This window comes from Thermanaerothrix sp. (assembly GCF_056331585.1).
This window is the reverse complement of the sequence record NZ_JBWGPQ010000012.1, coordinates 1-11647: the sequence shown is the minus strand read 5'-3', so window position 1 is coordinate 11647 and position 11647 is coordinate 1. Positions and strand designations below refer to the sequence as shown.

Below are 11647 nucleotides of genomic sequence, written 5' to 3'. Positions count from 1 at the left end.
CCCCACATTCCTCACCTACACCGTCCAGCCTGAAGAGACCATTTTTAGCATTGCCGAACGATTTGGGTTGCGCGCAGAAACCATCTTATGGGCTAACCAAGCCCAACTTCATGATAATCCCCACCGCCTCAAGGCCGGGATGGTCTTGCGCATCCCGCCGGTAGATGGTTACTTCTATATTTGGCAATCCGGAGATACGTTGGAGCAAATTGCCCAAACCTACGGGGTCAACGCAGAAGATATTGTGAATTGGGCAGCAAACGATCTCGATCCCCAAAACCCCGATGCCTCGCTTGTGCCGGGCAAAGAACTCTTTATCCCGGGTGGGCAACCGCCTTTTGGTCAAGCCACGCTTCCCACCCCGGCAACACCCCAACCATAACAACGGCCCTTCGGTGATTTGCCGTGCTTATGCACCAGGTAATAACCATCGCAACAGCCAGTAGGCCACCATCCCTACCAGAATGGTCAGGAAGACATTACGGGTGCGATACGCCACACCAACCGCTACGGCTCCGGCCAGTAAGCGCGGATTAGAGAATGAAAGGGCGAGATGCTGATCATAGGTCACCAGTTCTGGGGTGATGATGGCGCTGAGCACGGCCACCGGGACAAAGTAAAGCGCCCGTTGTACCCATGCTGGCAATCTCAACTGCCCCCACAGCACAATAAACGCTAAACGGATCAGATAAGTTAATCCCCCCAGGATGAAGATTATACCCCAGATCATTGTGTCCGCCCTTCCAGCCATAAGCCCACCCCAATCGCCATCAGGCTGGAGAACACCAGCCCCAGTTTAAACGGCAACCCCATCAACACCACGGCCAATCCTCCAGCAGCCAGTGCCGTTAGCCCATCAGCCCGGTGGCGCAGACCGGGAACCACCAGCGCGATAAATGTCAATGGTAAGGCAAAGTCCAATCCCCAGGATGACGGGATGACCGCCCCCAGCAGGACACCCACGGCCGTGCTGACTTGCCAGGTTGCCCAAAGAGCCAGCCCCGCTCCCAGGAAGAACCAGTGCTCGCCACCCCGCTGCCCATTCTGGCGGTAATTTATAATTGCCACCGCATAGGCCTCATCGGTCAGCAAATAAGACAAGAGCGCTTTCCAGCGCAAAGACAATCCCTGCACCCAGGGCGCTACTGAAGCGCTGTAAAGCAGATGGCGCAGGTTGATCACAAAGCCGGTCAAGACAATCACCAGTGCCGGGGCGAGACTGGCGATCAACTGCACAGTCATGAACTGAGCCGAGCCGGCAAACACAACGCTCGACATCACCTGCGCCTGGAGAGGCGATAGCCCTGCCTGCAACGCCAAAACCCCGTAAATCATCCCAAACGGTACTACCCCCAAAAGAAGAGGCACTTCACTGCGCACCCCAGCCCAAAAGCGTGCCCACGGTTTTGGCTTCTGCATCGCTGTCCTCCTTCATGATCGGCTGCGGTTTCCCTATAGGCGCGTATTATACCCGCGCTCAACCGCAGTCTAAGGATTTGAGATACAATTTGAATTGAGCAACGTCATGCTTTACCTGGTCTCCACCCCTATCGGCAACCTAGGCGATATCTCATACCGCGCATTGGACACCCTGCGTCAAGTAGATTACGTGATCAGCGAGGACACGCGGCGCACCAGCGTGTTGCTGAAACACTTCGATATTCACAAACCCCAAATCTCGTTCCGTGAAGAAAACGAGAAAAAGGTCCTCCCTCGCTTGATCCACCTGCTACAAGAGAGAAAATCTTTAGCCCTAGTCACCGACGCCGGTACGCCGGGCATCTCCGACCCCGGTTATACGTTGGTGCGCGCAGCCATTGCCGCTAATATTCCCATCACGGCCATCCCTGGACCAACCGCACTCATTCCTGCCCTGATCCTCTCGGGTTTACCAGTGCATTCCTTTACTTTTCGCGGTTTTCCACCGCGTAAACCCAACGCGCGCCGGCGTTTCCTGGACGTGGATCGCGACAGCCCGCATACACTGATCTTCTACGAGAGCCCCTATCGCCTGCGGGAATTTTTGGACGATGCTTTGGCTGTCTACGGTGACCGACCCGCAGCCATTGCTAACGATCTCACCAAGATGTTCGAAACCATTTACCGCGGCAGCCTTTCGGAACTTAAAGCCCGTTTTGAGACCGAACCTCTGCGCGGTGAGTATGTCGTAGTCATTGCCGGCAAGGGCTATGCCGGTACGGCTTCAAAAACAAGTGATCCCACGGATGAATCCACATCCTAGGTCAGCGCAAACGGGTTAAAGCGGGTGTGAATATCATAATAATCCTCGTGCTCTGCCCGTTTGAGTGCATTGACGACCTGGTAGGTTAGCGGGGTCATCGCTACCTCAACCCCCACTTTGAACAGATAGTTGGTCAACACCAAGGTACCAAAAAGCGACCACGGAAAAACACCCGTAAGAGTCGCGACCAGAATAAACACCGCCGTATCCACCCCTTCCCCTACCAACGTACTGCCGATGGTGCGCGTCCACAACCAACGCCCCCGCGTCAGCACTTTCATGCGCGCCAGGACAATGGAATTACTAAATTCACCGGCCAGGTAAGCGACGAGACTAGCAACAACGATCCCGCCTGTAAACATTCCACCCAGAATTGCATCATAAGCCCGCTGGCCGGCATACTGCTCCCAAGTGGTCTCTCCGGGCAACCCACGGATGATCCAGAACATCAATGCGCTCAATCCTAGCATGGCAAAACCGGTCCAGATGACACGACGTGAACGGCGAAAGCCATAGACTTCGGTCAGGACGTCGCCGAAAATGTAACTAATCGGGAAGAGCAACGTTCCGGCATCAAATGCCAGGCGCACGCCGAAGATTGAGATACCCCAATCCACAATCTTAGCGGATGAAGCGATATTACTCACAATGAGCACGGTCACGAAAAGCGCCGTAATCAGATCCAGATACCGATAGGAACGCTCACCGTTCGTTTGTTTCATCAATCTACTCCTGAAACCGGCCAACAAAAATCGCGCTCCAAGTATAATCCAAGTAACCGAAATTCCTCCCGAACAAATTCGCATGCACCGCTTTTTCCTCCCCCCGGAAAACATTGGCAAGTCCCATGTTCGCTTTCCTGCCGAGACTGCGCATCAGATTCACGCTGTCCTACGCCTGCGCCCCGGCCACGAGGTTATCGTCCTCAACAACGGCGGACAGGCATTTCGGGTCCGGCTGGAAGATATTCGGCCTGCCACCGTAACCGGCATCATCCTGGATGAAATTCCCCTCACCGGTGAACCCAAAACGCATCTGACCCTTTTTATCGGTCTGACCCAACGGGAGAAATTCGAATGGGTGCTACAAAAAGGTACCGAGGTCGGCGTGAGTGCCTTTATTCCCCTGATCACCCGTCGCACCTTGGTGCGTGAGATTGAAGCCGCACACAATAAATATGCCCGCTGGCAGCGCATTGTGCAAGAGGCAGCAGAACAATGCGGGCGCGGGCGCATCCCAGAAGTGCATCTCCCGCTTGAACTGCCTCAAGCCCTACATTATCCCTGGCCAGGCCCAACGCTCTGCCTTGTGGCATGGGAAATTGAAACCCAAAATGGATTGCGGCAAATCCTTCATCATCTGCCGGCGCCACCCCGGCAAGTGGCATTGATGATCGGACCTGAAGGGGGGCTGAGCCTAGACGAGGTAACTCAAGCGCAAGAAGCGGGGTGGATAACCTGTTCGTTGGGCACTCGAATTCTACGCATGGAAACAGCGGCCATTGTGGGCGCTGCGCTCACCCTGCATGAACTCGGTGATCTCTAAACTGCAAATGAGGTGCGTTGTAAGACTAAACGCCGCGGGAGAAGGTTTTTCAGGCGATCCCGCAATACTCGTCCTCGCCCCAGGATGCGCCCCCGTTCATCCGTAACCATCACCACCCGATTTGACGGCAGGGGCAGGGAAGGAACAAAAGGAACATCCTCACCCTGAAGCCAAGAAGCAACCCTGTCAGAAGGAAGTTGTACCCGCCCGTGGGTGCAAAAACGCCCAAAGCGCACGATCCAATCATGGGTGGGCACCCATCCCTCTGGGGAATCCTCGGCCACCGCCAGGCCCAGGCTCAACACCGGCAAATCCCCAAAATGCCGTTCAAACGCAAGCGGGACGGCGTATAACGTTTCGTTTCGCCGGATCAGCCCGGCCTGATGGGCTTCTAAGGTGGCTTCCAAATCCAGCCCATACGCCTCACGAAAGGCTTCAGCGACTTGGTTAACATCGGCCGCTTTCATCCAGCGCCATGATTCGCGGCGACGTGGCCGCGGTAACTGCTTTTCCTCAACAGGAAACGACGCTAATTTGCGCAACCGCGCGGCGAAAAATCCTGCCGTATGAAACCGATGCGGCCACAGTCGCACTGCATGCTTCACTTGAGGGTGATAGGTATACCCCGGCACAGATTCCAAAGCCGGTGCAGGGGCCGGCAAATGATCTTCAACCGATTCAATTTCAAAAAGCCCCGGATAGCGACGCAAGGCAAGGTCTAAAACCCCCTCATCCTCTTCAGGGGCTAACGTGCAGGTTGCATACACCATCTGACCACCCACCTTGAGCGCCCTCAGGCCGCTGAGTAGTAATGCCACCTGCCGCTGTGCCAGGCGCCGCTGTTCGCCAGGCGTAATCGGACGCATAGGGTGGCTTTCCAATGGGCGCAGGGATTGCATACTACACGGTGCATCAAGCAAAACGGCATCAAAGGTTTCTGCATACCACCCACCCCAATGTTCCCCCGGGAAACCCGTCACCGCAACATTGATCGCGCCCCAAGATTGCAAAACCAGGCGCAATGCCGTCAACCGATCCCGCGAAGAATCGTTGGCCAAGACTAAGCCGCGATCTTCCGTGCGCGCGATCAGGTGGGTCGTCTTACCACCAGGCGACGCTGCCATGTCCAGCACCAGCGGGCGCGAACCAGCGGGAAAGTCAAACAACTCCACTGGCAACATGGAAGCCGCTTCTTGGATATAGTAATATCCCAAGCGATGCTCAATGGTCTGACTGATCGGCGTCGCGGCTTCCACCACCCACCACCCCATGGGACAAAATGGGATTGGCTCTAAACGCCAGCCATACCAGCCTGCCCAGGTATAAACATCCTTGGGTTCAGCCTTGAGGGGATTCATGCGGATTGCCGGAACAGGCGGACGTTCTAGTTCGGCCAGCAAGGCGTGCCATTCCTGAGGCGAGAGCAAAGGGCGTAAACGCACCAGGGCATCTTCCAGAACTTGTTCCGTCGTGGGCGAGGCTTTTTTTGCGTTCATCCTTTATCCACGCAGAAGACCACTTCGTTCTCAAACAGGACTTCTTGCACGTTCCAACCCAGCCCATTCAGGATGCGGTTCATCAGCCGCCGGTGGATGGGTAAGAGATCACGCTTTTGGCTCAAACTGCGCGTGGGAAGCGAGATCAGCAGCCAGCGCGCCGGGATTGCCCGGAGAAAAGGCCGCGCACACCCCGGCTGGCGTTCCTCAAAGCGATGAATTTCCTTGAAGAAAAAAGCCACCTCAGCCTGATCCCGAGGGGGTTCAACCAAAATATCCCGATGGAAGGCTTGGCCATGAATTCCCATCAATTCAAAGAAGCGGCGAATCAACTGTACACGAGGGTTATGGATATCAAAGGCAAGGTAGCGGATTTCGCGCGGCAAGCCCATCCAGGGCCAAGCCAGGGGATTCAGCCCACAGGCCAAATCTAGGATCGTGGCTGGCACGCCGGTTACCCCGAACAGGCGTTGATAAAATGCCTCCAGAAAAGGCAGACGTTCACGCGTTGAGGCATGCTGTTGGAGCAAGTGCCAACAAACCTGACGCACAGCCTCTTCCCCTTGCCGTGCCGCGTTTTCTAACGCCTGCACCGCCTGAAAATAATCCGGATCACCCAGATAAGGGGCAACAACTTGATGCAATATCCGTCGTGCTGCAGTTAATGCCTGGGCAGGTTTGGTATAACGCTTAAGAGCATGCGTCATAATATCCGTAAGTAGCGTTTCGGGTAAATCCAAAGCGCGATATTTAGGAGAATGGCGCGCCCATTGAACGAATTGCGCTACCCAGCGCTGCTCTTCCTGCACCGGCTTCATGGCACTGGTCTCCCTTTACGGATCAGGAATGCCAGTTCGGTGGGAAAGTCAAAACGCCAAATTGTCCAAGGTTTATCCGCTACCAATTCCTCAAAGTGACGGGCATAATTAACCCGCATGCCCTTACCACGACCACCCAGGCTGTACGTAGGGAACGAGACCAATAGATACTCAGCTTGAAGCGTTTCCAGCAAACGCCGACCCAGTGATTTATCGAGTTGTTCCAAGCAGGGGATGGCTTTAAGCAGAAAAACCACTTGAAACGGCTCTTCTGGAACCGCTAAGGTCAAGTCTTTTTGCTCCGCCTGACCCGCCAAATTCAAATGGCCAAAAAAGTGGTTGAGAAACGCGACCATGTCGGCATAAATTTCCCACGCAACGATCCTTGCCCCCTCAGCCAGCGGAAGCCAGGGCATGGCTAGGGGATTTAACCCACTGGCAAGGTCTAGCAGGGAATGGATTTGGCCGACCGGTGCCAACGTCTGTTGATAGAATGCTTCCAGGTAAGGTAAGCGCTCACGCGTTGAAGCATGCAAACGCATCATCTCCAGGCAAAATGCCTTCACTTCGGGGTGTGTCCGCTCTGCTGGAAGTGAACGCAATCGCTCCAGCCAAACGGCGTAATCTATCGGTCGTTCTAAATACGAGGCCGCAACTTGGTGCAGTTTACTGCGCACGGCCTTAACGGCTTCGCGAGATGAACGCCCCTTGGCCAGTTCCTGCTGAGCCAAAGCTCTGATCAACCCCTGCGCCAAGTGCTGATACCGTTCACAGGCCATGACCTGCCGCACCACATCCTCAAGTAATCCTTCATCCTGCGTCATGTTCCCCACCTTGGCGGAGCAGCGCGCTTAATCGGTGCATAAAACGCAAGTTGTGGATCGTTGCCAAGCGCTGATAAAGCCCATCTCCTAAAAGATACAAATGGCGCAAGTAACCCGCGCTGTAATGACGGCAACACAACGCATCACAATAGGGCGAAATAGGCTGATCTTGGCGTGTCAGGCGATCACTATCCATGTGCACAAACTCCCACCAAGACCCATCCTCGGGATCGGGTCGAGGGGGCCAGGATGTAAAACGATACAGTCGGCCATGGCGCGCATCACGCGTGGGCATAGCACAATCGAAAAGCCCGTAACCCAAATGATAACCACGGACCAGGTTTTGCGGATGACCAATGCCCAATGCATGCAAGGGAAACTGCGGGGGCACGCACTCGCGTACCCAAGCCAGAATATCGGTCAACAAGCGTCCTTGGCGATCCAGTGGCCATCCCCCAAAGCCAAAGCCATCAAAGCCAATGTCTAACAACGCCTCGGCACACTGGCGACGCAATTCTAACGAACCGCCCCCTTGGATAATGGCGAAAATCAAGGGTCGTTTGCCGTCCTTGGGGGAATGGTAATCCCACCAGCGCTGGTAAGCCACCTTGCTGCGCCGTGCCCAGGCTACCGTTAGATCTACTGCCTCACGCTGTGCCGACAGGGGTGCATCTACATGGGTGCAAACATCCAGACAAAAGATCACATCACTCCCAAACCGCAGTTGCCATTCCACCACCTTCTCAGGGGTCAAAAGGAATTTACGCTGACGCCCCTCAGGTAAATAATGAATCCCTTCGGCGGTGATCTTTCCCCGTTGGGGTTGTTGCTGGATCAGCGAGTAGGCCTGAAACCCTCCCGAGTCAGTAAAGATGGGTCCGGACCAACCGCTCATTTGATGCAATCCACCCAGGGCATTGACCACCATCGCCCCGGGCTTCTGCACCAGGTGGAAGGTATTCATCATCAAGGCAGGGGTCTCAATCGCCATTAAATCGGTGGCATCTACCCCCCGTACAACCCCCCAGGTAGCATCGGGCAGAAAGGCCGGAAAACTCAAGCGGCCATGTGTTAATTTCAGAGCGTTAGGCTGGGCATCTTGCATCGTTTGGATTATGCCCTGAGATGGCTCAGAGGGCAAGGTTGACCTGACGCGCTCTTTCGGTTCTGATGTAAAATGAGTAATGTCCTCAATTAACCTTAATCGGGCTGGGAAAAACCTGTCCGGAAATTCCAGGAGGTAGGATTATGGCTCAGCCGCGCGTTGTTCGTGCCCCGCGTGGTACCCAACTCACGTGTAAGTCCTGGCAGACTGAAGCTGCTTACCGCATGATTCAGAACAACCTCGATCCCGAGGTCGCCGAACGCCCGCAGGATTTGGTTGTTTATGGTGGACGAGGGCAGGCTGCCCGTAACTGGGAAGCCTTCGAAGCCATTTTAGCCTGCTTGCGCGATCTTGAGAACGACGAGACCTTGCTAGTGCAATCGGGCAAGCCGGTGGCGATTTTCAAGACCCATCCTGATGCGCCCCGTGTGCTGATCGCCAATTCTAACCTGGTTCCCCATTGGGCTACCCAGAAGCATTTTGACGAACTGGTCGCCAAAGGTCTGATGATGTTCGGTCAAATGACCGCCGGTTCATGGATTTACATTGGCACCCAAGGGATACTCCAGGGCACTTATGAAACGCTGGCAGCAGTTGCCCGCAAACGGGGCTGGCCTTCATTGAAAGGCAAATTCGTTCTCACCGCCGGCTTAGGAGGTATGGGTGGCGCTCAACCCCTAGCCATCACCATGAACGAGGGAGTCGGTTTAATTGTGGAGGTGGACCCCGCCCGTGCGCGCCGCCGCCTAGAAATCGGTTACGTAGACGAAGTTGTGAACGACCTGGAAGAGGCTATGACGCGCGTAGAAGAATGCCTGGAGAAAGATATCCCCCGTTCAATTGGGTTGATTGCGAATGCCGCTGACATTTACCCCGAACTGGCCATGCGGGGTGTGACCCCCGACGTAGTCACCGATCAGACCCCTGCCCATGACGTCCTGATGTACATTCCCAGCGGGTTAAGCGTAGAAGAAGCCGCTGAATTACGCGTAAAAGACCCCGGTGAGTATGAGCGCCGCGCAATGGCTTCCATGGCACGTCATGTAGAGGCCATGTTGGAATTTCAACGGCGCGGCGCCGAGGTGTTTGATTACGGCAACAATCTACGCCAGCGTGCTTATGATGCGGGGGTCAAAGAGGCGTTCAACTTCCCCGGATTTGTTCCGGCCTATATTCGCCCTTTGTTCTGCGAGGGCAAAGGCCCCTTCCGTTGGGTTGCGCTCTCCGGCGACCCCGAAGACATCTACCGCACCGATGAAGCGATCATGAAACTCTTCCCCGAGGATGAACATTTGCACCGCTGGCTGCGCATGGCGCGGGAGAAAGTGCCCTTCCAGGGATTACCGGCGCGCATCTGTTGGCTGGGCTATGGCGAACGAGCCAAGGCTGGCCTCAAGTTCAACGAGATGGTCGCCCAGGGTATCCTCAAAGCCCCGATTGTAATCGGGCGCGATCATTTGGACGCCGGTTCGGTGGCCTCACCCAACCGCGAGACCGAGGGCATGCGAGACGGTAGTGATGCCATCTCTGACTGGCCTATCCTTAATGCCCTGGTCAATACCGCTGCCGGCGCGACCTGGGTATCGTTCCATCACGGTGGGGGTGTTGGAATTGGTTTTAGCCAGCATGCCGGGATGGTCGTGGTCGCCGATGGGACGCCAGAAGCAGCACGGCGCTTGGAGCGCGTCCTGACCACCGACCCGGGAATGGGCATCGTACGCCACGCTGACGCCGGCTATCCCGAAGCCATTGCCGCCGCCCGCCACCATGGTCTGCGTATCCCCATGCTCAAGGAGACCCCTTAGCCGTGCGGATCTGGCGTCTGCTGGGATTCCTGTTTACCTTGGCGATTGGACTAGGCCTGGGGTTATACCTGGGATGGGGTGTCCTGGCTGCTCAGCCCAACGATACCTCACCGGACAGCCTGCGCGCGGATTATCGAGCTGACTATGTACTTATGGTTGCTGAAATATACCAACACGAAGGCAATCCTGACGCCGCCATTCAGCGCCTGGCCTTGTTAGGCGAATCGCCCCTGCGCCGTGTCCAAGAGGCTATCCTAACCGCCCAACAATTAGGATATGCGCGGCAAGATATCGAAACTCTGGCACGGCTCTTCCAAGCCCTCCAAACACACCCTGTGCCTACTGTTACAGAGATGCCATGACCTTCAATGAACTAGATGATGACGATCTCCACGCAGAGGCACCGCCACAACCACCGCTGTATCTACTTACCGGCCTGATTCTGGGGCTACTGCTAGGAATATTTATTGCGCGGGTGGTTAGCCCATTACAGTACGTGGATACTGCTCCAGCCACATTGGCCGAATCCTATAAAACAGTCTACCGCCTGCTTATTGCACAGGCTTACCAGGCTAATGGCAATCTGGAGCGAGCACGTCAGCGCCTGTATTTGCTCGATGGTGATCAGGCAAAGGATATCCTATCCCGCCAAGCCCAACAATGGCTGGCTGCGGGGAATAATTTGAATGCCGCGCGGGCGCTGGCCCAATTAGCCGCCGAGTTAGAGCAACCTAATCCATCCACACCGCCAATATCTGCCCCCACTCTTGAGATGAGTGCCGTCTCAACCCCGCCACTTTCAACGCTTGACCTCAATCAGGCTATCGCCACACCCACGCCATCCCCCTCACCCACATTAACCCCTACCCCCTGGCCAACATTTACGCCCCGCCCTTCACCTACGCCAAATACAGCCTTTCAATCCCCTTTCAAGTTGATTGAACAACGCTCATTGTGTGAACCCGGCGTTCCTCAAGGATTGTTGCAGGTTTTTGTGAGCGATCGCAACGGCCAGCCGTTGGCTGGTGTGCCCATCGTCCTGCTTTGGAGCAGCGGTCAAAACGTTTTTTATACCGGCTTCTACCCAGCGATTAGCCCAGGCTACGCAGATGCCTTTTTAGAACCCGATACCGTATACGATGTCCGCGCCGGAGATTTCGGCGAGACCGTGCGTGGCCTCCAAGCTCCTCAGTGCAAAACGCCCGATGGACAAACTTTCATCGGTGGCTGGCGGTTGGAGTTCAGTCAACCGTGATGTGATCATTCAAAGAGGGCTATAATTAGGGCGCTACTTAAGATATCTTTATCTCATTTGATCAGGGAGCCAGGCATGCGGCGTGAGGTTTTGACCTGGAATGATGTTGAACAATTGATTGATCACCTCATCCCTCAATTTGAAGTTGAATTTGACGCTATGGTGATGATCACCCACGGCGGGATTATTCCGGGCGGTTTACTGGCCGAGGCTTTGAAAATGAGCATCATCCTCACTGCTTCGGTGGATTTTCCCGCCGAACTTGAATACGAGAATCTCAAGGAAAAAGATAAAGACAAATCGCGCCTTTTGGCCTGGCCTAAATTCTTGCAGTTTCCGGAAGATCATCTCCTGCGCAATCGCCGCATCCTGATTGTAGATGACGTATGGGGGTCAGGACGCACCATTACCGCGGTCAAGAACCGCGTCACCGGCGCGGGGGGAATTCCTTATACCTGCGTCCTGCACTTTAACCCCTACCGTAGTTTGTTTGGCACCGCTCGCCCGGATTACTATGCGGCGATCACGGATGCCTACATCGTCTACCCCTGGGAGAT

Annotated in this window: 14 protein-coding genes; 7 read left to right on the top strand and 7 right to left on the bottom strand. The window is 55.3% G+C overall.

Annotation, left to right across the window (positions count from 1 at the left end; genetic code table 11):
- A partial coding sequence (locus AC01YT_RS06115) for a LysM peptidoglycan-binding domain-containing protein (RefSeq protein ID WP_476673666.1) occupies nucleotides 1–382 on the top strand: 382 nt, incomplete at its 5' end.
- Between the two features lie 27 nt (nucleotides 383–409).
- Here the strand turns inward: AC01YT_RS06115 and AC01YT_RS06110 are convergent.
- Both AC01YT_RS06110 and AC01YT_RS06105 read right to left on the bottom strand, forming a co-directional pair.
- Nucleotides 410–730, bottom strand: coding sequence for an AzlD domain-containing protein (locus AC01YT_RS06110; protein WP_476673664.1), 321 nt, complete (start codon nucleotides 728–730; stop codon nucleotides 410–412).
- Entirely contained in the window at nucleotides 727–1419 is a 693-nt protein-coding gene (locus AC01YT_RS06105) for an AzlC family ABC transporter permease (protein WP_476673663.1), read from the bottom strand. Before AC01YT_RS06105 ends, AC01YT_RS06110 begins: the two co-directional genes overlap by 4 nt.
- A 106-nt stretch (nucleotides 1420–1525) precedes the next feature.
- Between AC01YT_RS06105 and rsmI the strand changes: the two genes are divergently transcribed.
- Nucleotides 1526–2242, top strand: a complete 717-nt coding sequence (rsmI, locus tag AC01YT_RS06100) for a 16S rRNA (cytidine(1402)-2'-O)-methyltransferase (RefSeq protein WP_476673661.1) — start codon at nucleotides 1526–1528, stop codon at nucleotides 2240–2242.
- Here rsmI and AC01YT_RS06095 read toward each other — a convergent pair.
- Nucleotides 2239–2964 (bottom strand): queuosine precursor transporter, encoded by a 726-nt coding sequence (locus AC01YT_RS06095; RefSeq protein ID WP_476673659.1) that lies wholly within the window; start codon nucleotides 2962–2964, stop codon nucleotides 2239–2241. The genes rsmI and AC01YT_RS06095 overlap by 4 nt on opposite strands.
- Nucleotides 2965–3046: 82 nt before the next feature.
- Between AC01YT_RS06095 and AC01YT_RS06090 the strand changes: the two genes are divergently transcribed.
- Nucleotides 3047–3787, top strand: coding sequence for an RsmE family RNA methyltransferase (locus tag AC01YT_RS06090; RefSeq protein WP_476673658.1), 741 nt, complete (start codon nucleotides 3047–3049; stop codon nucleotides 3785–3787).
- Here the strand turns inward: AC01YT_RS06090 and AC01YT_RS06085 are convergent.
- Genes AC01YT_RS06085 through AC01YT_RS06070 form a run of 4 tightly spaced genes read right to left on the bottom strand, consistent with a single transcriptional unit; the run spans nucleotide 3784 to nucleotide 8066 of the window.
- Nucleotides 3784–5283, bottom strand: coding sequence for a hypothetical protein (locus AC01YT_RS06085; protein WP_476673656.1), 1500 nt, complete (start codon nucleotides 5281–5283; stop codon nucleotides 3784–3786). The genes AC01YT_RS06090 and AC01YT_RS06085 overlap by 4 nt on opposite strands.
- Nucleotides 5280–6101 (bottom strand): class I SAM-dependent methyltransferase, encoded by an 822-nt coding sequence (locus AC01YT_RS06080; protein ID WP_476673654.1) that lies wholly within the window; start codon nucleotides 6099–6101, stop codon nucleotides 5280–5282. The genes AC01YT_RS06085 and AC01YT_RS06080 overlap by 4 nt, the downstream gene beginning before the upstream one ends.
- Entirely contained in the window at nucleotides 6098–6925 is an 828-nt protein-coding gene (locus AC01YT_RS06075) for a class I SAM-dependent methyltransferase (protein ID WP_476673652.1), read from the bottom strand. Before AC01YT_RS06075 ends, AC01YT_RS06080 begins: the two co-directional genes overlap by 4 nt.
- Nucleotides 6912–8066 (bottom strand): tRNA-ribosyltransferase family protein, encoded by a 1155-nt coding sequence (locus tag AC01YT_RS06070; protein WP_476673650.1) that lies wholly within the window; start codon nucleotides 8064–8066, stop codon nucleotides 6912–6914. The genes AC01YT_RS06075 and AC01YT_RS06070 overlap by 14 nt, the downstream gene beginning before the upstream one ends.
- A gap of 107 nt (nucleotides 8067–8173) precedes the next feature.
- Here AC01YT_RS06070 and hutU point away from each other — a divergent pair, with 107 nt between their 5' ends.
- The 4 genes from hutU to AC01YT_RS06050 all read left to right on the top strand — a co-directional run.
- A complete protein-coding gene (hutU, locus tag AC01YT_RS06065; protein WP_476673648.1) occupies nucleotides 8174–9835 on the top strand; it encodes a urocanate hydratase in 1662 nt (553 codons plus the stop codon).
- A gap of 2 nt (nucleotides 9836–9837) precedes the next feature.
- Nucleotides 9838–10197: a hypothetical protein gene (locus tag AC01YT_RS06060; RefSeq protein ID WP_476673646.1), complete on the top strand. Its 360-nt coding sequence runs from the start codon at nucleotides 9838–9840 to the stop codon at nucleotides 10195–10197.
- A complete protein-coding gene (locus tag AC01YT_RS06055; RefSeq protein ID WP_476673644.1) occupies nucleotides 10194–11090 on the top strand; it encodes a hypothetical protein in 897 nt (298 codons plus the stop codon). The genes AC01YT_RS06060 and AC01YT_RS06055 overlap by 4 nt, the downstream gene beginning before the upstream one ends.
- Before the next feature lie 75 nt (nucleotides 11091–11165).
- A partial coding sequence (locus tag AC01YT_RS06050; protein ID WP_476673642.1) for a phosphoribosyltransferase occupies nucleotides 11166–11647 on the top strand: 482 nt, incomplete at its 3' end.

What these genes read in the sequence shown, in the direction of transcription:
- AC01YT_RS06110 (WP_476673664.1), bottom strand. Translation starts at nt 730, where the DNA reads ATGATCTGGGGTATAATCTTCATCCTGGGGGGATTAACTTATCTGATC.
- AC01YT_RS06105 (WP_476673663.1), bottom strand. Translation starts at nt 1,419, where the DNA reads ATGCAGAAGCCAAAACCGTGGGCACGCTTTTGGGCTGGGGTGCGCAGT.
- rsmI (WP_476673661.1), top strand. Translation starts at nt 1,526, where the DNA reads ATGCTTTACCTGGTCTCCACCCCTATCGGCAACCTAGGCGATATCTCA.
- AC01YT_RS06095 (WP_476673659.1), bottom strand. Translation starts at nt 2,964, where the DNA reads ATGAAACAAACGAACGGTGAGCGTTCCTATCGGTATCTGGATCTGATT.
- AC01YT_RS06090 (WP_476673658.1), top strand. Translation starts at nt 3,047, where the DNA reads ATGCACCGCTTTTTCCTCCCCCCGGAAAACATTGGCAAGTCCCATGTT.
- AC01YT_RS06085 (WP_476673656.1), bottom strand. Translation starts at nt 5,283, where the DNA reads ATGAACGCAAAAAAAGCCTCGCCCACGACGGAACAAGTTCTGGAAGAT.
- AC01YT_RS06080 (WP_476673654.1), bottom strand. Translation starts at nt 6,101, where the DNA reads ATGAAGCCGGTGCAGGAAGAGCAGCGCTGGGTAGCGCAATTCGTTCAA.
- AC01YT_RS06075 (WP_476673652.1), bottom strand. Translation starts at nt 6,925, where the DNA reads ATGACGCAGGATGAAGGATTACTTGAGGATGTGGTGCGGCAGGTCATG.
- hutU (WP_476673648.1), top strand. Translation starts at nt 8,174, where the DNA reads ATGGCTCAGCCGCGCGTTGTTCGTGCCCCGCGTGGTACCCAACTCACG.
- AC01YT_RS06055 (WP_476673644.1), top strand. Translation starts at nt 10,194, where the DNA reads ATGACCTTCAATGAACTAGATGATGACGATCTCCACGCAGAGGCACCG.